Source organism: Paucibacter aquatile, assembly GCF_002885975.1.
Lineage (GTDB): Bacteria > Pseudomonadota > Gammaproteobacteria > Burkholderiales > Burkholderiaceae_C > Paucibacter_A > Paucibacter_A aquatilis.
Window position 1 is genome coordinate 3,632,610 of sequence record NZ_POSP01000003.1, and the last position, 18,744, is coordinate 3,651,353.

At 64.8% G+C, this 18,744-nt stretch carries 19 protein-coding genes; 13 read left to right on the top strand and 6 right to left on the bottom strand.

The features are described 5' to 3' along the window. The first annotated feature begins 60 nt into the window (after nt 1–60). From C1O66_RS18790 to ppk2, 11 genes are all read left to right on the top strand, one after another. Nucleotides 61–771 carry an ATP synthase subunit I gene (locus C1O66_RS18790; RefSeq protein ID WP_102769293.1) on the top strand — a complete coding sequence of 237 codons (711 nt, stop codon included), beginning with the start codon at nt 61–63 and terminating at the stop codon, nt 769–771. Between the two features lie 2 nt (nt 772–773). Further along, a complete protein-coding gene (atpB, locus tag C1O66_RS18795) occupies nt 774–1,664 on the top strand; it encodes a F0F1 ATP synthase subunit A (protein ID WP_102769294.1) in 891 nt (296 codons plus the stop codon). A 75-nt stretch (nt 1,665–1,739) separates the two neighbouring features. Next, nucleotides 1,740–1,985: a F0F1 ATP synthase subunit C gene (gene atpE, locus C1O66_RS18800; RefSeq protein WP_058721792.1), complete on the top strand. Its 246-nt coding sequence runs from the start codon at nt 1,740–1,742 to the stop codon at nt 1,983–1,985. Between the two features lie 38 nt (nt 1,986–2,023). Further along, complete coding sequence (locus tag C1O66_RS18805) at nt 2,024–2,494, top strand: F0F1 ATP synthase subunit B (protein WP_102769295.1); 471 nt, start codon at nt 2,024–2,026, stop codon at nt 2,492–2,494. 2 nt (nt 2,495–2,496) lie between these two features. Beyond that, nucleotides 2,497–3,030 (top strand): F0F1 ATP synthase subunit delta, encoded by a 534-nt coding sequence (locus C1O66_RS18810; RefSeq protein WP_102769296.1) that lies wholly within the window; start codon nt 2,497–2,499, stop codon nt 3,028–3,030. A gap of 92 nt (nt 3,031–3,122) precedes the next feature. Further along, entirely contained in the window at nt 3,123–4,676 is a 1,554-nt protein-coding gene (gene atpA, locus C1O66_RS18815) for a F0F1 ATP synthase subunit alpha (protein WP_102769297.1), read from the top strand. 62 nt (nt 4,677–4,738) lie between these two features. Next, nucleotides 4,739–5,623 carry a F0F1 ATP synthase subunit gamma gene (gene atpG / locus C1O66_RS18820; RefSeq protein WP_102769298.1) on the top strand — a complete coding sequence of 295 codons (885 nt, stop codon included), beginning with the start codon at nt 4,739–4,741 and terminating at the stop codon, nt 5,621–5,623. Nucleotides 5,624–5,668: 45 nt separating this feature from the next. After that, entirely contained in the window at nt 5,669–7,093 is a 1,425-nt protein-coding gene (gene atpD / locus C1O66_RS18825) for a F0F1 ATP synthase subunit beta (RefSeq protein ID WP_171828713.1), read from the top strand. A gap of 83 nt (nt 7,094–7,176) precedes the next feature. Beyond that, the gene (locus C1O66_RS18830) at nt 7,177–7,590 is read left to right on the top strand and encodes a F0F1 ATP synthase subunit epsilon (RefSeq protein WP_102769300.1); all 414 of its coding nucleotides are present in this window, start codon (nt 7,177–7,179) and stop codon (nt 7,588–7,590) included. 161 nt (nt 7,591–7,751) lie between these two features. Then, nucleotides 7,752–8,624 carry a D-hexose-6-phosphate mutarotase gene (locus C1O66_RS18835; protein ID WP_102769301.1) on the top strand — a complete coding sequence of 291 codons (873 nt, stop codon included), beginning with the start codon at nt 7,752–7,754 and terminating at the stop codon, nt 8,622–8,624. A gap of 45 nt (nt 8,625–8,669) precedes the next feature. Then, nucleotides 8,670–9,530: a polyphosphate kinase 2 gene (gene ppk2 / locus C1O66_RS18840; RefSeq protein WP_102769302.1), complete on the top strand. Its 861-nt coding sequence runs from the start codon at nt 8,670–8,672 to the stop codon at nt 9,528–9,530. Here ppk2 and C1O66_RS18845 read toward each other — a convergent pair. Genes C1O66_RS18845 through C1O66_RS18855 form a run of 3 tightly spaced genes read right to left on the bottom strand, consistent with a single transcriptional unit; the run spans nt 9,519 to nt 11,672 of the window. Beyond that, complete coding sequence (locus tag C1O66_RS18845) at nt 9,519–10,055, bottom strand: TPM domain-containing protein (RefSeq protein ID WP_102769303.1); 537 nt, start codon at nt 10,053–10,055, stop codon at nt 9,519–9,521. The two genes, ppk2 and C1O66_RS18845, sit on opposite strands and share 12 nt — an antisense overlap. Continuing rightward, on the bottom strand, nt 10,055–11,020 hold the full coding sequence (locus C1O66_RS18850; protein WP_102769304.1) for a TPM domain-containing protein: 966 nt from the start codon (nt 11,018–11,020) through the stop codon (nt 10,055–10,057). Before C1O66_RS18850 ends, C1O66_RS18845 begins: the two co-directional genes overlap by 1 nt. Nucleotides 11,021–11,027: 7 nt before the next feature. Continuing rightward, nucleotides 11,028–11,672 carry a LemA family protein gene (locus tag C1O66_RS18855; RefSeq protein ID WP_102769305.1) on the bottom strand — a complete coding sequence of 215 codons (645 nt, stop codon included), beginning with the start codon at nt 11,670–11,672 and terminating at the stop codon, nt 11,028–11,030. Nucleotides 11,673–11,836: 164 nt separating this feature from the next. Here C1O66_RS18855 and hemE point away from each other — a divergent pair, with 164 nt between their 5' ends. Together hemE and C1O66_RS18865 are read left to right on the top strand one after the other, a co-directional pair. Continuing rightward, nucleotides 11,837–12,928 (top strand): uroporphyrinogen decarboxylase, encoded by a 1,092-nt coding sequence (hemE, locus tag C1O66_RS18860; RefSeq protein ID WP_102769306.1) that lies wholly within the window; start codon nt 11,837–11,839, stop codon nt 12,926–12,928. Between the two features lie 376 nt (nt 12,929–13,304). Continuing rightward, on the top strand, nt 13,305–15,428 hold the full coding sequence (locus tag C1O66_RS18865; protein WP_102769307.1) for a primosomal protein N': 2,124 nt from the start codon (nt 13,305–13,307) through the stop codon (nt 15,426–15,428). Between the two features lie 19 nt (nt 15,429–15,447). Here C1O66_RS18865 and C1O66_RS24655 read toward each other — a convergent pair whose 3' ends face one another. The 3 genes from C1O66_RS24655 to C1O66_RS18880 all read right to left on the bottom strand — a co-directional run bounded on the left by C1O66_RS24655 (nt 15,448) and on the right by C1O66_RS18880 (nt 18,730). Then, nucleotides 15,448–17,235, bottom strand: coding sequence for a methyl-accepting chemotaxis protein (locus C1O66_RS24655; RefSeq protein ID WP_102769308.1), 1,788 nt, complete (start codon nt 17,233–17,235; stop codon nt 15,448–15,450). Between the two features lie 57 nt (nt 17,236–17,292). Beyond that, entirely contained in the window at nt 17,293–17,841 is a 549-nt protein-coding gene (locus tag C1O66_RS18875; RefSeq protein ID WP_102769309.1) for a chemotaxis protein CheW, read from the bottom strand. A gap of 175 nt (nt 17,842–18,016) precedes the next feature. After that, nucleotides 18,017–18,730 carry a PEP-CTERM sorting domain-containing protein gene (locus C1O66_RS18880; protein WP_102769310.1) on the bottom strand — a complete coding sequence of 238 codons (714 nt, stop codon included), beginning with the start codon at nt 18,728–18,730 and terminating at the stop codon, nt 18,017–18,019. Nucleotides 18,731–18,744 lie beyond the last annotated feature (14 nt).

Genomic DNA, 18,744 nt, shown 5'->3' on the forward strand with positions numbered 1-18,744 from the left:
TCCCAGGCTACGGGTTTCCACATATAATCTTTGGGTTTTGCCGACAGCCGTCATCCATTCATGAGCGAATTTGAAGGCGATGAACTGGGCGGACATTCGGGTGCCAGGGCAGGGGATCAGCGATCAGAGCGATCGCCAACGTCCGGTCCAGTCGAAGGTTCGAAAACAGCCCAGCCTGCAAGTTCGCTGACTCTGTCGCCGGGGTCATCGCCTGAGCGCAAGTTCAGGCAGCTGGCTTGGGATGACGAGGTGTCTGAGGATGGTTCCCAGGATGGGGCCGCCGAGGCTGCTTTCAAGACGCTCACGCGTGAGGAGGCTCAAGCCCTGGTGGCGCAGCATCCGCCTTTGTCGCCCTGGCGGGTGGTGGGGGCGCAGGCCGTGATCGGTGTGCTGCTGACCATGCTCTGGGGGCTGGGTGCCTGGTTGATGGGCGACAGCAGCCTCGGTGGAATGGAGAAAGCGCGGTCGGCCCTGTGTGGCGTGGCCGCGGTGGTTTTGCCCAATGCCTTGATGGCATGGGGCATGACCGGGCTCTTCAGGGGGATTCCTGGCGCTGCGGTGCTGGGCTTCATGTTCTGGGAGTTGATCAAGATCATGTTGGCCGTTGCCATCTTGGCAGCGGCTGCGAAATGGATGCCCGGGCTGTACTGGCCAGCATTGCTGGTTGGGCTGATCGGGTGTTTGAAAGTTAATTGGGTGGCCCTGCTTCTGCAGGGTCGTTTCAGCAAAAATCGCGTGGCCGCAAGCCACGCCAAGCGGGACGGAAACTGACAATGGCAGCCGAAGGACACGCGCCGAACGCGGGCGAATACATCCAGCATCACTTGCAGCACATGCAAGTGAACTTTGCGGGCCAAGCGGTCAAGCAAACCAGCATTGTTGATTTCAGCCTGTTCAACCTCGACTCGCTGATCTATTCAGTGCTGCTTGGCGTGATCGGCTGCTTCTTCCTGTGGCGCGCCGCGCGCAAGGCCACGTCGGGCGTGCCGGGCCGCTTCCAGGCTGCCGTGGAAATCCTGGCTGAAATGGTCGAGAACCAGGCCAAGGGCGTGATCCACAACGCCGCCAGCCGCAAGGTGATCTCGCCCCTGGCGCTGACCGTCTTCGTCTGGATCTTCCTGATGAATTTCATGGACATGCTGCCGGTCGACCTGCTGCCGGCTGCCTGGACCCACGCTTACGCCGCCATGGGCCATGACGCACACCACGCCTACATGCGTGTCGTGCCGACGGCCGACCTGTCGACCACCCTGGGCCTGTCCACCAGCGTGCTGCTGGTGTGCTTCTGGTACAGCGTGAAGATCAAGGGCATCGGCGGCTGGACGCATGAGCTGCTGGCTGCGCCCTTCGGCGACAAGTGGTTCCTGTATCCGATCAATTTCCTGATGCAGATGATCGAGTTCGCGGCCAAGACCGTGTCTCACGGCATGCGACTGTTCGGCAATATGTTTGCCGGCGAACTGGTGTTCATGCTGATTGCCTTGATGGGCGGTGTGTGGGCCTGGGAGCTGAACCCCTTGTCGGGCGGCTTCTGGCTGGGTCTGGGTCACTTGGTGGCAGGCACGGTGTGGACGCTGTTTCACATCCTGATCATCACCTTGCAGGCCTTCATCTTCATGATGCTGACCCTGATCTACACCGGCCAGGCGCACGACGCGCACTGATCGCAGTCAGTCTGTAGTTTTTCGTTTGACCTTTCCCTTTCCCTTTTCTTTTTTCTATCCCTTCTGGAGCTAATCATGGAAAACATCCTCGGTCTCGTCGCGCTGGCTTGCGGTCTCATCGTTGGTCTGGGCGCTCTGGGCGCTTCGATCGGTATCGCACTGATGGGCGGCAAGTTCCTGGAATCTTCGGCTCGCCAGCCTGAGCTGATGAACGAACTGCAAACCAAGATGTTCATCTTGGCTGGTCTGATCGACGCTGCTTTCCTGATCGGCGTGGCTATCGCTCTGCTGTTCGCATTCGCCAAGCCCTTCGCCATCTAATTGAACGGCCAACCTTTCACGGTTGAAAGGATCGTGCTGTGAATATCAACGCAACCCTGTTCCTGCAAGCGATCGTTTTTGCGATCCTTGTTTGGTTCACCATGCGCTTCATCTGGCCGCCGATCACCAAGGCGCTGGATGAGCGTGCGCAGAAGATCGCCGACGGTCTGAAGGCGGCTGAACTGGCTAAGTCTGAATTGGCCACGGCCAACAAGAAGGTCGACGAGCAACTGGCCCAAGCGCGCGGTGAAACCACCAAGCAATTGGCTGACGCTGAAAAGCGTGCCGCTGCCATCGTGGACGCTGCCAAAGTGCGTGCAGAAGAAGAAGGCGCCAAGATCGTGGCCGCTGCCAAGGCTGAAGCCGAGCAGCAAGCCGCACGTGCCCGTGAGGCCCTGCGCGAGCAGGTCGCCGCACTGGCCGTCAAGGGTGCCGAGCAAATTCTGCAGCGCGAGGTCAACGCCAGCGTCCATGCCGAGTTGCTGGGCCGTCTGAAGACGGAGCTGTAATCATGGCTGAGCTCGCAACCATTGCCCGTCCTTACGCGGAAGCGCTCTACCAAGTGGCGCTGAAGTCTGACGTCAAGGCCTGGGGCCAGCAGATTTCTGCGCTGGCCCAGGTGGCGCAAGACGCCGAGCTGCGCCAGTTCGCTGACAGCCCCAAGGCCCAGCCCGAGCAAGTGCTTGCCATCATGACGGCAGCCACGGGCCTGGCCTTGGCCGACGGCATGCAGAGCTTTCTGCGTGAAGTGATCGCCAATGGTCGCCTGGCAGCCTTGCCGGCCGTGGCAGCGCAGTTCCATGCGCTCGCCAATGCCGCTGCAGGTGTGGCTGATGCGACCATTTACAGCGCCTACCCGATCGAGCCGGCTCAGCTGGCCGAGGTCGTGGCGGCGCTGGAAAAGCGCTTCGCTCGCAAGCTGCAAGCCCAAGTCACGCTGGAGCCGGCATTGATTGGCGGCATCCGGGTGGTGGTTGGCGATGAGGTGCTCGACACCTCGGTCAAGTCCCGCCTGGAGCGCATGAAAGTGGCGCTCACCGCCTGAGTTTCGGGCACGAGCGCAACGCCACCCCCTTTCGTTCATCCCTGTGTCTACCGCTCTGGCAACAGACGCTAGTCCAGATGGGAGCCATAGCAATGAATTTGAATCCTGCTGAAATTTCCGAAGTCATCAAGTCCCGCATCGAGGGTCTGGGTGCATCGACGGACGTCCGCAACCAGGGCACGGTCGTGTCCGTGTCCGACGGCATCTGCCGCATCCATGGTCTGTCTGACGTGATGCAAGGCGAAATGCTGGAGTTCCCGGCCGGTGCCGATGGCAAGCCGACCTACGGCCTGGCTCTGAACCTCGAGCGCGACTCCGTCGGCGCCGTGATTCTGGGCGCTTACGAGCACATCTCCGAAGGCAACACCGTCAAGTGCACGGGTCGCATTCTGGAAGTGCCCGTCGGCCCCGAGCTGGTGGGTCGCGTCGTCAACGCCCTGGGCGAGCCGATCGACGGCAAGGGCCCGATCAACGCCAAGCTGACCGACGTGATCGAAAAGGTCGCGCCTGGCGTGATCGCACGTAAGTCCGTGGACCAGCCGGTGCAAACCGGTCTGAAGTCCATCGACTCCATGGTGCCCGTCGGCCGTGGCCAGCGCGAGCTGATCATCGGTGACCGCCAGACCGGCAAGACCGCCGTCGCCATCGACGCCATCCTGGCCCAGAAGGGTCAGAACATGACCTGTATCTACGTCGCGATCGGCCAGAAGGCTTCGTCGATCAAGAACGTGGTGCGGGCTCTGGAAGCCAACGGTGCGATGGACTACACCATCGTCGTGGCCGCCTCTGCGTCTGAATCGGCGGCCATGCAGTACGTCTCGGCCTACTCGGGCTGCACGATGGGCGAGTACTTCCGCGACCGCGGTCAAGACGCGCTGATCATTTATGACGATCTGTCCAAGCAAGCTGTGGCCTACCGTCAGGTCTCGCTGCTGCTGCGCCGTCCGCCGGGCCGTGAAGCCTACCCGGGCGACGTGTTCTACCTGCACAGCCGTCTGCTGGAGCGTGCCGCTCGCGTGAATGCCGACTACGTCGAAGCATTCACCAAGGGTGAAGTGAAGGGCAAGACCGGTTCGCTGACCGCGCTGCCCATCATCGAAACCCAAGCCGGTGACGTGTCCGCCTTTGTGCCGACCAACGTGATCTCGATCACCGACGGCCAGATCTTCCTGGAAACCAATCTGTTCAACGCCGGCATCCGCCCCGCGATCAACGCCGGTATCTCGGTGTCGCGCGTCGGTGGCGCTGCTCAGACCAAGCTGATCAAGGGCCTGTCCGGCGGTATCCGTACCGATCTGGCGCAGTACCGTGAACTGGCTGCGTTCGCGCAGTTCGCTTCCGATCTGGACGAGTCCACCCGCAAGCAGCTGGACCGCGGTGCCCGCGTGACCGAACTGCTGAAGCAAGCTCAGTACTCGCCGCTGCCGATCAGCCTGATGGCTGCCACGCTGTACGCGGTGAACAAGGGCTTCATGGACAGCCTGGACGTGAAGAAGGTTCTGGCTTTCGAACACGGCCTGCACCAGTTCCTGAAGACCAGCCACGCCGCTCTGCTGGCCAAGCTGGAAGCCGACAAGGCCATGGACAAGGATGCGGAAGCCGAGTTGAACGCCGCCATCACGACGTTCAAGAAGTCCTTCGCTTAATGCCCATGACGGGGCGGAACAAGCACCACGCGCTGAACCGCCCCATCTGAACAGGAGAAATCATGGCATCAAGCAAGGAAATTCGCGGCAAGATCAAGTCGGTCGAGAACACCAAGAAGATCACCAAGGCCATGGAAATGGTCGCTGCGTCCAAGATGCGCAAGGCGCAGGAACGGATGCGCTCGGCTCGGCCCTACAGCGAGAAGATCGGCAGCATCGCCGCCAATCTCTCCAAGGCCAACCCCGAGTACCAGCACCCCTTCATGGTGACGAACGAGTCGGCCAAGCAGGTCGGTTTCGTGGTGGTCACGACGGACAAGGGTCTGTGCGGCGGTTTGAACACCAATCTGTTGCGCGCAGCCACGGCCAAGTTGAAAGACCTGGAAGCGGGCGGTCAGAAGGCTGAAGTCGTTGCCATCGGCAACAAGGGCTTGGGCTTCATGAACCGCATCGGCGCCAAGGTCGTCTCGCATGTGACGCAGATGGGTGACCAGCCGCACATCGAGAAGATCATCGGCCCGGTCAAGGTTTTGCTCGACGCGTACGCGGAAGGCAAGCTCTCGGCGGTTTACCTGTGCTACACCCGTTTCATCAACACGATGAAGCAGGAGCCGGTTGTGCAGCAGCTGCTGCCGCTGAGCACCGAGGGTCTGGCTGGTGGCGCTGAAGGCTCCAAGGCCTCGCACGCTTGGGATTACATCTACGAACCCGACGCGGCGACCGTGATCGACGAGCTCTTGGTGCGTTACACCGAAGCGCTGGTTTATCAGGCTGTGGCGGAAAACATGGCGTCCGAGCAATCGGCACGCATGGTGGCGATGAAGGCCGCAACCGACAACGCCGGCACCTTGATTGGTGAGCTGAAGCTGGTCTACAACAAGACCCGCCAGGCCGCCATCACCAAGGAACTGAGCGAAATCGTCAGTGGCGCGGCCGCGGTGGGTTGATCCCGCTGCTCGCCAAACCATACGCAACGAATACTGATTGAAGGAATCGATATGTCGAACACTCAAACCAACGCGGTTGGCAAGATCGTTCAGTGCATTGGCGCCGTGGTGGACGTGGAGTTCCCGCGCAACCAAATGCCGAAGATCTATGACGCGCTGAAGATGGAAGGCTCCGCCCTGACGCTGGAAGTTCAGCAACAGCTGGGCGACGGCGTGGTGCGTACCATTGCTCTGGGCTCGTCGGACGGTCTGCGTCGCGGTTCGCAGGTGTACAACACCGGCGAAAACATCCAGGTGCCGGTCGGCAAGGCCACCCTGGGTCGCATCATGGACGTGCTGGGTTCGCCCATCGACGAGCGTGGCCCGGTTGATCAAGCGCAAATCGCTTCGATCCACCGCGCTGCTCCCGCCTACGACGAACTGAGCCCCTCGCAAGACCTGCTGGAAACCGGCATCAAGGTGATCGACTTGATCTGCCCGTTCGCCAAGGGCGGCAAGGTGGGTCTGTTCGGTGGCGCCGGTGTGGGCAAGACCGTGAACATGATGGAACTCATCAACAACATCGCCAAGGCCCACAGCGGTCTGTCGGTGTTTGCGGGTGTGGGCGAGCGTACCCGTGAGGGCAATGACTTCTATCACGAGATGGCCGATTCGGGCGTCGTGAACCTCGAGAAGCTCGAAGACTCCAAGGTCGCCATGGTCTACGGTCAGATGAACGAGCCTCCGGGCAACCGTCTGCGCGTGGCCCTGACCGGTCTGACCATTGCGGAATCCTTCCGTGACGAAGGCCGTGACGTGCTGTTCTTCGTGGACAACATCTACCGCTACACCCTGGCCGGTACCGAAGTGTCCGCACTGCTGGGCCGTATGCCTTCCGCCGTGGGCTACCAGCCGACGCTGGCCGAGGAAATGGGCCGTCTGCAAGAGCGGATCACCTCGACCAAGGTCGGTTCGATCACCTCCATCCAGGCCGTCTACGTGCCAGCGGATGACTTGACCGACCCCTCGCCTGCCACGACCTTCGCCCACTTGGACGCCACCGTCGTGTTGTCGCGTGACATCGCTTCGCTGGGTATCTACCCCGCTGTGGACCCGCTGGACTCGACCTCGCGTCAGATCGACCCGAACGTGATCGGCGAAGAGCACTACTCGACCACCCGTGCGGTGCAGGGCATCCTGCAGCGCTACAAGGAATTGCGCGACATCATCGCCATTCTGGGTATGGACGAGCTGGCACCGGAAGACAAGCTGATCGTGGCTCGCGCCCGTAAGATCCAGCGCTTCCTGTCGCAGCCCTTCCACGTCGCTGAAGTGTTCACCGGCTCGCCGGGCAAGTACGTGCCGCTGAAGGAAACCATCCGTGGTTTCAAGATGATCGTGGCTGGCGAGTGCGATCACCTGCCGGAACAAGCGTTCTACATGGTTGGCACCATCGACGAAGCGTTCGAAAAGGCGAAGAAGCTGGGTTGATGGAAGTTCGCCGCCGCGGGGCTCAAGCCCTCGGCGGCAGTTCCCTCTAACTCTCTTTTTCAACGCTAAGGACGATACAAATCATGGCAACCATTCATGTTGACGTGGTCTCCGCCGAAGAGCAGATCTTCTCCGGCGAAGCCAAGTTCGTCGCGCTGCCGGGTGAAGGTGGTGAGCTGGGCATCCTGCCCAAGCACACCCCTCTGATCACTCGCATCAAGCCGGGTGCCGTGCGCATCGAGAAGGCCGATGGCAGCGAAGAGTTCGTCTTCGTCGCTGGCGGCATTCTGGAAGTGCAGCCGGGCACGGTGACCGTGCTGGCCGACACCGCCATCCGCGGCAAGGACTTGGACGAAGCCAAGGCCACCGAAGCCAAGAAGTTGGCCGAGGAAGCGATGAAGAACGCCAAGAGCGACATCGACTTTGCCGCCGCGCAAAGCGAGTTCGCCGCCATGGCGGCCCAGATCGCGGCGCTGCGCAAGTTCCGTCAGAAGTAATCTGCAAGACGCTTCCGCCGGGAACTCATGTTGCCGGCCGGAACCTCAGCGCCCGCCGACGCAAGTCCGGCGGGCGTTGTCCATTTGAAGTTCTCCATTCCCCCTTTCCCTTTTCTCCTCCTTTCGCCTCCCTTCGCCCTTCTGCCGCCGAGAGAACCGCCATGACCGCCGCCACGCCCCAACCCATTGCCATCTCCCGCCACCAGGGCCTCGATGCGATCGAGCTGAAGTCGCCGGATGGCGCGCGTGCCACGGTGCTGCTGCACGGCGCGCACCTGCTCTCCTGGGTGCCCGCTGGCGGCGAGGAGCAGCTCTATGTGTCGCCCAAGACGGCCTATGCCAATGGCGAGGCGATCCGCGGCGGCGTGCCGGTGATCTTTCCGCAGTTCTCCACCCGCGGCCCGCTCAAGCGTCATGGCTTCGCCCGCAGCAAGCCCTGGCAGCTGGTGTCGGCCGAGCAGGGCGCGGACGATGCGCTGGCGGTGCTGCGCCTGACCGACGATGCTGCCAGTCGCATGTTCTGGCCCCACGCCTTTGAGCTGGAGCTGAGCGTGCGCATCAGCGGCCGCGAGCTGCAGATCGAGCTGGCCTGTGAGAACAAGGGCGACACCGCCTTCGACTTCACCAGCGCGCTGCACACCTATTTGCGCGTCCACGATCTGGACTCCAGCAGTGTCGAAGGGCTGAGCGGCCTGCAGTACGAGGACAGCGCTGCCGGCGGCGAGCTCAAGCGCCAGCGGGTCGAACTCTTGCTGCCGGGCGGCGATCTCGACCGCATCTACCACGGTCTCAAGCAAGACCTGACCCTCAAGGAACAGCTGATCAACCGCGGCCGCCAGCTGCTGATCCGCCAGCAGGGTTTTGAGGACACCGTGGTCTGGAACCCCGGTGCCGAGAAATGCGCCCAGCTGCCGGACATGCCGGCCGATGGCTACCAGCACATGCTCTGCATCGAAGCAGCCCAGATCCGCCAGCCCGTGCAGCTCGCGCCCGGTGAGAGCTGGGTGGGCATGCAGACGCTCGTGCAGGCTTGAGCTGAGCACGTATGCTGGCCGCCTCAGACCGATCTCGGAGGTGTCATGGCCGGCAAGAAAGACAGCAAGAACAGCAGCAAGACCAAACCCAGGTCTGAACCGAGCAAGCTCAGCAAGTCCGAATACCTCGAGCGCATGGCGCCGCTGCAGCTGGAGCTCAATGCCATGGCGCAGTGGCTGCAGCACAGTGGCAAGCGCTTGGTGGTGCTGGTCGAGGGGCGCGACACGGCTGGCAAGGGCGGCACGATCGCGGCGATCTCGGAGACCTTGAACCCGCGCCAGTGCCACACCGTGGCCCTGGGCAAGCCCAGCGAGCGGGAGCAGGGCGCCTGGTACTTTCAGCGTTATGTGCCGCACCTGCCTGCCGCGGGCGAGATCGCGCTGTTCGACCGCAGCTGGTACAACCGCGCCGGGGTGGAGAGCGTCATGGGCTTTTGCACGCCGCCCCAGACCGAGGCCTTTTTGCAGCAGGCGCCGGTGTTCGAGAAGCTCCTGGTGGACGACGGCATCCTCTTGCTCAAGTACTGGCTCTGCGTGGACCAGGAGCAGCAGGAGCTGCGCTTTGCCGAGCGCCTGGCCGACCCGCTCAAGCGCTGGAAGCTCTCGCCCATCGATCTGGAGGCGCGCACCCGCTACGCCGAGTACGGCCAGGCCCGTGAGCGCATGCTGGCGGCCACGCACAAGACCTACGCGCCTTGGACCCTGGTGGATTTCAACGACCAGCGCCTGGGTCGCCTGACCTTGATCCGCCACCTGCTCGATCAGCTGCCCGATGTGCGCGTGCCCCAGGCCAAGCTCAAGTTTCCGCCGCTGGGGCACAAGCCGCTGACGGAGACGTTCAGCGGCAGGCTCAAGCCGCTTCGAGCTCAGGGCGGTGCGGCTGCAGGCAAAGGGTCAAAGGCGTAGCACGGCGTCGGGCAGTTCGTTGCGGGCGGTCTCACCTTCGCGCAACGGGAAATGCTCGCAAAGCAGCTCGCTCACCCCGTTCACCGCGGCCGCCAGTCCGGGCTCGAACTGGCCGGCCTTCAAGGCCTCACCAAGCGAGGCCACCAGGGCTTGCCATTGCTGCGGGCTCACGCAGGGCTTGAGGCCGCGATCGGCCACCACCTCGATGGCCCGGTCGGCCAGCAGCAGATAGATCAGCACGCCGTTGTTGGCCTCGGTGTCCCAGACCCGCAGCTTGCCGAACAAGGTGATCGCGCGGTCACGCGCCTGCAGCCCTTTCCACAAATAGGAGGTGGGCAGGCCGGCTTCGACGCAGACGCAGATCTGGCCTTGGTGCCGGGCCTCACTGGCGCGCACCAGGGCCTCGATGCGCGCCAGTGCCGCATCGGGCAGGGCGCGTTCGGCATCCCGGCTGTCCATCCAGCGGTGGCGCCACCAGCGCAGCCAGCCCTGCTTTCTTGTCTTGCTTGTCGATCCAGCGTTCATCACCAGTCTCCCGAGGCGCCGCCGCCGCCAAAGTCGCCGCCGCCGCCCGAGCTGAAACCGCCACCGCCACTGTCGCTGCCGCCGCCGCCTCCGCCCCAAGATCCGCCCGACCCTCCCCAGATGACGGGGCCGCTGTCGCTGCGGCCTCGGCCACCGCGGCGAACGCTGTGGCTCCGCGATCCCCCCAAGCCCATCACGCCCACCACGATCAAGGCCACAAATCCCACCAAGCCGCCGATCAGCGCGCTGGACGCCATCCAGCCGGCCGCCGAGCCCGCCACCGCACTGGTGAACAGGCTGCCGAGCTTGCGCCCGAAGATGCTGCTCAGAAGGGACCCCAAGATGGGTACGCCGATGAAGAAGAGGGCGCCCAGGGTTTCGAAATCAAGGCCGCCATCGCCGGACGCCGTGCCTCGGGCCGGCGTGGCGCCGGGCGCGGGCGCGGGCAGCGCTTCGCCGCGGATGCGTGCTTGAAGTTGGTCCACTGCCAGGTTCAAGCCGCCGGCATAGTCACCCGCCTTGAACGCGGGGCTGAGGGCGTTCTGGATGATCTGGCGTGCGGCCAGATCGGGCACGGCACCTTCCAGCGCCTTGGCCACTTCGATGCGCACCTTGCGGTCGTTCTTGGCCACCACGATCAGAAGGCCGTCGCCTACATCCTTGCGGCCGATCTTCCAGGCATCGCCGACGCGCTGCGCGAAGGCGGCAATGTCCTCGGGCTGGCTGCTGGCCACGATCAGGATCACCAGCTGCGAGCCGCTCTCGCGCTCGAAGCGCTCCAGCTTGCTCGTCAAGGCCTCGCGCTGCGCGGCGCTGAGCGTGCCCGTCTGGTCCATCACCTGCTGGGTAAGCACAGGCACGGGGCGCAGCTCCTGCGCGCGCGCCGGCCCGCCGGCCAGTGCCAGCAGCAGGCTGAGCAGCCCGCCGAGCAGGAGCAGCGGGTGCAGCCGCAGTGCCTTGCTCATGGCGGGCTTATTTGGACGCCGGTTTGTCGAAGCTCACGGCCGGGGCGTTGCTGATCGCCGCCTCGTTCTGCACCGTGAAGTTGGGCTTGACCTCATAACCAAACACCTTGGCGGTCAGGTTGTTGGGGAACTGGCGGGTGTGCACGTTGTAGTCGGCCACCGACTTGATGTAACGGTTGCGCGCTACGGTGATGCGGTTCTCGGTGCCTTCCAGCTGCACGCGCAGATCCTGGAAGCCCTGGTTGGCCTTGAGGTTGGGGTAGTTCTCGCTGACCACCAGCAGGCGTGACAGCGCGCTCGACACCTCGCCCTGGGCGGCCTGGAACTTCTTCAGCGCCTCCGGGTCCTTGGCCAGCTCGGGTGTGACCTGGATGCTGGTGGCCTTGGCACGCGCCTCGATCACCTTGGTGAGGGTCTCTTGCTCGAAGTTGGCCTCGCCCTTGACCGTGTTGACGATGTTGGGGATCAGGTCGGCGCGGCGCTGGTACTGGCTTAGCACCTCGGCCCAGTTGGCGTTGACCTGCTCGTCCAGGGTCTGGAATTCGTTGTAGCCGCAGCCGCTGAGCGAGAGCGTCAGGGCGAGTGCCGCAGCGGCGCTGAGGGCGCTGCGGGTGTTGCGGGCGTTGCGTGAGGTCTTCGAGATGGCCGTCATGGAAATCCTCCGGTGTGGAATCGTTCAAGGGGCAGCGCTTCAGGTGGCGGCCCGCTCTGCGAAATCAAGTGCTGCCCCAGTATCGCAGCGTGCGATGACAGGGCTGGTGTGACACGCTTGCTCTGCAGCAAGATCAGGCACGTTGGGCATCGGATAATCCGTGCATGAATGCACCTCTGCAAAACGACACCTTCCTGCGCGCCTGCCTGCGCCAGCCCACCGACTACACCCCCGTCTGGCTGATGCGCCAGGCCGGCCGCTACCTGCCGGAGTACCGCGACACGCGGGCCAAGGCCGGCAGCTTCATGGGTCTGGCCACCAACCGCGACTATGCGACCGAGGTGACCTTGCAGCCGCTGGAGCGCTACCAGCTCGATGCAGCCATTCTGTTCAGCGACATCCTGACCGTGCCCGATGCCATGGGCCTGGGTCTCTCCTTTGCCATCGGCGAAGGGCCGAAGTTCGCCCAGGTCGTGCGTGACGAGGCCGCCGTGGCCGCCCTGGCCGTGCCCGACATGGACAAGCTGCGCTATGTCTTCGACGCGGTCAGCTCCATCCGCAAGGCCTTGAACGGCCGCGTGCCCCTGATCGGTTTCTCCGGCAGCCCCTGGACCCTGGCCTGCTATATGGTCGAAGGCGGCGGCTCGGACGACTACCGCCAGGTCAAGAGCCTGATGTACGCCCGCCCCGACCTGATGCACCGCATCCTGCAGGTCAATGCCGACGCCGTGGCTCAGTACCTGAACGCCCAGATCGAAGCCGGCGCCCAGGCCGTGATGCTGTTCGACAGCTGGGGCGGCGTGCTGGCCGACGGCATGTTCCAGCGCTTCAGCCTGGAGTACTCGCGCCGGGTGCTGGCCCAGGTCAAGACCGAGCATGAAGGCCAGCGCATCCCGCGCATCCTGTTCACCAAGGGCGGCGCGCTCTGGCTGGACGAAATCGCCGATGCCGGCGCCGATGTGGTGGGCCTGGACTGGACGGCCAACCTCGGCCGTGCTCGCGCCCAGGTCGGTGGCCGGGTTGCCCTGCAGGGCAATCTGGACCCGAACGTGCTGTTCGCGCCGCCGGACGCCATCCGCGAGCAGGTCCGTTCGGTGCTGGACAGTTTCGGCAATCCGCAGCGTGCCGATGGCGGCTGGGACGGCCATGTGTTCAATCTGGGACATGGCATCAGCCAGCACACCCCCCCCGAGCATGTCACCGCCCTGGTGGACGAGGTGCATGCCCATTCGCGTCGGCTGCGCCAAGGCGCCTGAGTGACCGCAGGGCCCGGCCGCGCTGCGTGCCGGGCCAAAAAACACGGCCACAAAACGTGAAGTAAGCACTCAGGGTAGAGACTTATCCCCACAAATCCCGAAGCGGGACACGCCCCGCTTTCATGCTGCGCTGCAGCTCCGTGTTTTCCCGGTTGAAGGCTAAGTGCTTGATTCATAACAAGTCCGGGACCCAAGCACGAGAATGGTCTGTGATCGGTACGCTGGGTGACATAGCGGCTGCGGCCGGCTTCTTCGAACGTTCCCCACAAAGTTATCCACAGTTTTGGTGCATTGTTTTCTGAGCCCTTTCAAATCATGCACTTAGGCCTCAAAGCTCATTCAAACTCGCAGGAGCGACCGCTTCGGCGCCGGCGCCATGGCTGAATTGCCGGTGCAGCGCATTCGCGTCGCCGTGGAGGCGCCGCAGCACAGCGGCCTCAGCGGCCCGCTGGACTATCTGAGTGAGCGTGCGCTCGCACCGGGCAGCCTGGTGCGGGTGCCGCTGGGGCGGCGCGAGCTCATGGGCATCGTCTGGCCCGGTGAGCCCGACGGGGGCGCCGAGGCGGCCGCCCTGCGCCCCATCCTGGCCGAGCTGGACGGCCTGCCGCCGCTGAGCGCCAGCTGGTGCCAGCTGGTCGAGTTTGCCGCCAGCTATTACCAGCGCAGCATCGGTGAGCTGGCCCTGGCCGTGCTGCCGCCCCAGCTGCGCGAGCTGGACAACACCCAGCTGCGGGCGCGGCTGAAGAAGCTGGGCAAGTTCCTCGCCAGCCCTGCCGAGGCGCAGGGCAGTGCGCCGGAGGCGGAGGAAGCCCCGGCCGGCCGACCGACCCTGAGCCCGGCCCAGCAGCAGGTGCTGGACGAACTCGACGCGCTGCTCGATGCCGCGCGCAACAGCGCCCCCGCGCCCGTGCTGCTCTACGGCATCACCGGCAGCGGCAAGACCGAGGTGTATCTGCGCGCCGCTGAGCATGCACTGGCCCAAGGCCGCCAGGTGCTGGTGCTGGTGCCCGAGATCAATCTGACGCCGCAGCTGGAGGCCCGCTTCGCCGAGCGTTTTGGCGGCTCAGCCGCGAGCGGCGGCGCCGCGCATCGCATCGTCTCCCTGCACAGCGCCCTGACCCCGGCCCAGCGCCTGCGCAACTGGCTGGCCGCCCATCTGGGCGAAGCCGATCTGGTGCTGGGTACGCGCTTGGCGGTGTTCGCCTCCATGCCGCGCCTGGGCCTGATCGTGGTGGACGAGGAGCATGACCCGTCCTACAAGCAGCAGGATGGCGCGCGCTACTCGGCCCGCGACCTGGCCATCTACCGCGCCCATCAGGAAAAGATCCCGGTCATCCTGGGCTCGGCCACGCCCTCGCTGGAGAGCTGGCAGCGCGCCAACGAAGGGCGCTACAAGCGCCTCCTGCTGCCGGGCCGCATCGGCGGCGGCGCCTTGCCGCGCGTGCGCCTCTTTGACATGAAGCGCATGCCGCTGAGCAAAGGCGTCACGACGGCGCTGACCACGCCCCTGCTGGACGCCCTGCGCCTGCGCCTGGAGCGCGGTGAGCAAAGCCTGATCTTCCTGAACCGGCGCGGCTACGCCCCGGTGCTGCACTGCGCCGAATGCAATTGGAAAAGCGATTGCCCGCACTGCAGCGCCTGGCGCGTGTTCCACAAGGGCGACCGCACCCTGCGTTGCCACCACTGCGGCTTCACCGAGCGGGTGCCCAGCGCCTGCCCGAGCTGCGGCAACCAAGACATTGCCCCGCTGGGCCGCGGTACCGAGCGCCTGGAAGAGCAGTTGCAGGAACAGCTGCCCGGCGCCCGCGTGCTGCGCATCGATGCCGACAGCACCAAGCACAAGGGCGAGCTGGAGGCGCAGCTGGCCGCCGTGCACAGCGGCGAGGTGGACATCTTGGTCGGCACGCAGATGGTGACCAAGGGGCACGACTTCCGCCGCATCACCCTGGTGGCCGCGGTCAACCCCGATGGCGCCTTGTTCAGCAGCGATTTCCGCGCGCCCGAGCGCCTGTTCGCCCTGCTGATGCAGGCCGGCGGCCGGGCCGGGCGTGATGCCGAGGCGGCCGCGCGCAGCGAGATGTGGGTGCAGACCTGGCACCCCGAGCATGCGCTCTACCAGGCGCTCAAGCAGCATGACTTCGAAGCCTTCGCCAAGAGCCAGCTGGCCGAGCGCGAATCGGCCGGCCTGCCGCCCTTTGCCCACCTGGCCCTGCTGCGCGCCGAGGGGCGCACGGTCGAGGCCGCGCAAGGCTTTTTGAAGGCCGCCGCAGCCTTTGCCCAGGCCATGCCCGAAGCTCAGGGCTGCTTGGTCTATCCGGCCATTCCCATGAGCGTGGCTCGGGTGGCCAATGTCGAGCGCATGCAGATGCTGGTCGAAGCCGGCAGCCGCGGCGCCCTGCAACGCCTGCTCTGGCACTGGATGCCCGAGCTGCATGCCCTCAAGCGCGAGCACAAGGGCTTGCTGCGCTGGGCGCTGGACGTGGACCCGCTGGCGATCTGAGCCGCACCCCCGTGCGGCCTCAGAAGCTCTCCCACTGCGCGTCGTGGGTGCCGGTGGCGGCCGATTTGCTGGCCTGAGCCCGGGGCGCTGCCACCGGGGCAGCCGAGGAGGCCTTGAACTCGGGCCGGACCACGTTCTGCGCGCGCTCGGCGCTGCGGCGTTCCTGGCCAGCCCAGCCGGCGTTGGCGGCCGCCGCGGGCTGGAAGGTGCGCTTGTGGGCCACGGCTTTGAATTCGGCCGCCGCAGGCTGTTGCGCCTGCTCGCTCAGGCGGAACACCGCCACCGATTGCACCAGACCGGCCGCTTGCGAGCGCAGGCTGTCGGCCGCGGCCGCACTTTCCTCCACCAGGGCGGCGTTCTGCTGGGTGGTGTGGTCCATCTGGGTGACCGCGTCGCTGATCTGGCTCATGCCGGCGTTCTGTTCAACGCTGGCGGCGCTGATCTCACCCATGATGTCGGTGACACGCTGGATGGCGCGCACCACCTCGTCCATCGTGGCGCCGGCCTCGTCCACCAGCAGCGTGCCTTTTTCCACCCGCTCGACGCTGGCGGTGATGAGGCTCTTGATCTCCTTGGCCGCCTCGGCGCTGCGCTGCGCCAGATGACGCACCTCGCTGGCCACCACGGCGAAGCCGCGGCCCTGCTCGCCAGCCCGGGCCGACTCGACGGCGGCGTTCAGCGCCAGGATGTTGGTCTGGAAGGCAATGCCGTCGATCACGCTGATGATGTCGGCGATGCGCTGTGAGGCCTCGTTGATCTCCTTCATGGTGCTGACCACCTGGCCGACGACGTGGCCGCCCTTGGTCGCCACCAGGCTGGCGCCCTGGGCCAGCTGATTGGCCTGCTGGGCGTTTTCGCTGTTCTGGCGCACGGTGGCGCCCAGCTGTTCCATCGAGGCCGCGGTTTGCTGCAGAGCGCTGGCTTGCTCCTCGGTGCGGCTGGACAGTTCCAGATTGCCTTGCGCAATCTCGTTGCTGGCCGTGGCCACGCTCTCCGAGCTGCCGCGCACCTGCGTGACCAGCTCGGACAGGCCGGATTGCATCTGCTGCAGCGCTTGCAACAAGGGGCTGAACTCATCGCGCCGCTCGTCGGCAGGAACGGGGCTCAGGTCACCGTCGCGCACACGCTCGGCCACCTGGCGGGCCAGGCCCACGCGCTGGCGCAAGCCCCGGCCGATCAGAAAGGTGGAGCTCAGCAGCAGGACGATGCAGCCGATGACCAGGGCTTCCAGTCCGCGCTCAATCTGGGCGGTGCGGGTCTCGACGTCTTGCAGGTCATGGACCAGCAGCTCGGTCTGGTAGTCGACCAAGGGTTCCAGCACGGCCAACACCTCGTTGCGTTTGGGCACGGTCTGCTCTGCCAGATGGGCGAAGGCCTCGGCCTTCTGGCCCGCTTCGAGCAGGCGGATGTCCTGCTCCGCGGTTTGCCAGAAGCTCTGCAGCTTGGCGGGCAGGCTGGCGAACATCTGCCGACCCTGGCTGGTACTCAGGTGTTTTTCAAAGCCATCGAGCTCTTCCTGGATCAGTTGGCGGCGGGTGCTGATGTCGGCCAGGGCCTTGGCCTGCTCCTCGGGGCTGCGCGCCAGGATGGCATGGCGCAGCTGCAAGGAGGCGCGCGTCATATTGAGCTCCATCTGGCTCATGCGCGAGAGTTGCGGAACGCGCACGGTTTCGGTCTGCCGGGCAGTGGCCGTGACCGAGCCCAGATTGGACCAGGCATAGACCGTCACGGCAGCCAGGCTGCTGCACACCAGCGCGGAGACGAGGTAGAGGCGCTGGGTGATGCCCAGCGAGGCGATCAGCTTCATTGCGGGACTCCGGTGTGAAAAGGCGAACTCAGGGCGTGTTGTGGAGCACGGTGCACATCAGTTCAAGGCCAGCATTTCGGCCGGCAGCAGGCCCATGGCCGCACCGCCAAGCAGGCGCTCGATGTCGAGCAGGATCAGCATGCGCTGGGTGTCCTCGGCATCTGGTGTGCCGATGCCGGCGATGTAGCCTGCATCCAGCGCTTGGCTGAAGCTCGGTGCGGGCTTGATCTGGGGGCCGCTCAGGGCCAGCACATCGCTGACCGAATCGACCACCACGCCGATCACGCGCTCCCGCAAGTGCAGCACCACAGTCACGGTCAGCGCGTCATAGTTCACCTGGGGCAGGCCGAAGCTCATGCGCAGGTCGACGATGGGCACGATCACGCCGCGCAGATCGACGATGCCCTTGACCCAGGCGGGCGCGTTGGCAATCTGGGTGGGCGCTTCGTAGGAACGGATCTCCTGCACGCAGCGCAGCGGAATGCCGTAGGACACGCCACCCAGCTGGCAGCTCAAGAACTCCTGGCTGCGACCACGGTCCAGATGCTCTTGCATCACGGACAGCGTGTGGCTGCTGGTCTCAGGGATCACTTGAAGCGCGCTCATGTCGGAGTCCTCGGTGGGTCGGTACAGGCCTCCACTTTAAATAATCAAAATGATAAAAACCAGCTTTGCTAAATGATAAGACCGCCTGCCGTGCGCTTGTTCACGCAGGTTCAGGCGGCCTTCATGCGCCGCGGTTTGGCGGGCCGGCGCTGGCCCGGCCGCTTGCGCTGGCTTGTCAGATTTGCGGTGTTCTCGGCGTGCAGCCGGGCTGCGTGCGACGCCGGAGCCCCCAGCCCAACAGGCCCAAGCCTCCCAGCAGCAGGGCCGCGCTGCTCGGCTCGGGCACGGCAGCCACCTGGCCCAAGACCAGGTCGTTGGCCGCCACCCAGGTCAGACCATCGCTGGGCTGCACGGCGCTGATCTCAAAGTAGCGGATCTGGCTGGTTGAGGCAAAGCCGTAGAACGTGCCCGGTTGGGCGTTCTCGATGATCACCACCTGCTCGATGCCGTCGGCATCGAGGGCATTGAGCTTGATGCTCTGGCCCGGCAGAAAGGCGCCCAGTGCATCGGTGCCGAAGAAGAAGCCGCCAACGCCGTAGACCTTGTCCGTGTAGTTGAAGTCGAAGCTGATGACATCGGTGGCCTGGTCGGTGGACAGCCAGACATCGCTGTCGCTGCCGGCGTTGTAGAAGCTCGAGTAGTCGCTGCCGTCGAATTTCAGCGCATTGACCACATAGCTGTAGCCGCCACCGGGTTCGCGGTACAGCGAGCTCGGGCCCTGGGCCCAGAAGAGGTCGTTGAAGCTGTCCGTGACCGGCGCCGAGATGGCGGCGTTGAAGGCGGCTTGGGAGCTGTAGAAGCGCATGTCCGCCTGGGCGGGCAGGGCGCTGCCCAGCAGGGCGGCGCAGGCCAGGGCCGGAGCGGCAAGGCGTGTGAAGAAGAGATTCATGCGTAGTGCCTGTT

Excerpts from the sequence above, each read along its gene's own strand:
- C1O66_RS18790 (WP_102769293.1), top strand. The coding sequence starts at position 61 with ATGAGCGAATTTGAAGGCGATGAACTGGGCGGACATTCGGGTGCCAGG.
- atpB (WP_102769294.1), top strand. The coding sequence starts at position 774 with ATGGCAGCCGAAGGACACGCGCCGAACGCGGGCGAATACATCCAGCAT.
- atpE (WP_058721792.1), top strand. The coding sequence starts at position 1,740 with ATGGAAAACATCCTCGGTCTCGTCGCGCTGGCTTGCGGTCTCATCGTT.
- C1O66_RS18810 (WP_102769296.1), top strand. The coding sequence starts at position 2,497 with ATGGCTGAGCTCGCAACCATTGCCCGTCCTTACGCGGAAGCGCTCTAC.
- atpA (WP_102769297.1), top strand. The coding sequence starts at position 3,123 with ATGAATTTGAATCCTGCTGAAATTTCCGAAGTCATCAAGTCCCGCATC.
- atpG (WP_102769298.1), top strand. The coding sequence starts at position 4,739 with ATGGCATCAAGCAAGGAAATTCGCGGCAAGATCAAGTCGGTCGAGAAC.
- C1O66_RS18830 (WP_102769300.1), top strand. The coding sequence starts at position 7,177 with ATGGCAACCATTCATGTTGACGTGGTCTCCGCCGAAGAGCAGATCTTC.
- C1O66_RS18835 (WP_102769301.1), top strand. The coding sequence starts at position 7,752 with ATGACCGCCGCCACGCCCCAACCCATTGCCATCTCCCGCCACCAGGGC.
- ppk2 (WP_102769302.1), top strand. The coding sequence starts at position 8,670 with ATGGCCGGCAAGAAAGACAGCAAGAACAGCAGCAAGACCAAACCCAGG.
- C1O66_RS18845 (WP_102769303.1), bottom strand. The coding sequence starts at position 10,055 with ATGAACGCTGGATCGACAAGCAAGACAAGAAAGCAGGGCTGGCTGCGC.
- C1O66_RS18850 (WP_102769304.1), bottom strand. The coding sequence starts at position 11,020 with ATGAGCAAGGCACTGCGGCTGCACCCGCTGCTCCTGCTCGGCGGGCTG.
- C1O66_RS18855 (WP_102769305.1), bottom strand. The coding sequence starts at position 11,672 with ATGACGGCCATCTCGAAGACCTCACGCAACGCCCGCAACACCCGCAGC.
- hemE (WP_102769306.1), top strand. The coding sequence starts at position 11,837 with ATGAATGCACCTCTGCAAAACGACACCTTCCTGCGCGCCTGCCTGCGC.
- C1O66_RS18865 (WP_102769307.1), top strand. The coding sequence starts at position 13,305 with ATGGCTGAATTGCCGGTGCAGCGCATTCGCGTCGCCGTGGAGGCGCCG.
- C1O66_RS24655 (WP_102769308.1), bottom strand. The coding sequence starts at position 17,235 with ATGAAGCTGATCGCCTCGCTGGGCATCACCCAGCGCCTCTACCTCGTC.
- C1O66_RS18875 (WP_102769309.1), bottom strand. The coding sequence starts at position 17,841 with ATGAGCGCGCTTCAAGTGATCCCTGAGACCAGCAGCCACACGCTGTCC.
- C1O66_RS18880 (WP_102769310.1), bottom strand. The coding sequence starts at position 18,730 with ATGAATCTCTTCTTCACACGCCTTGCCGCTCCGGCCCTGGCCTGCGCC.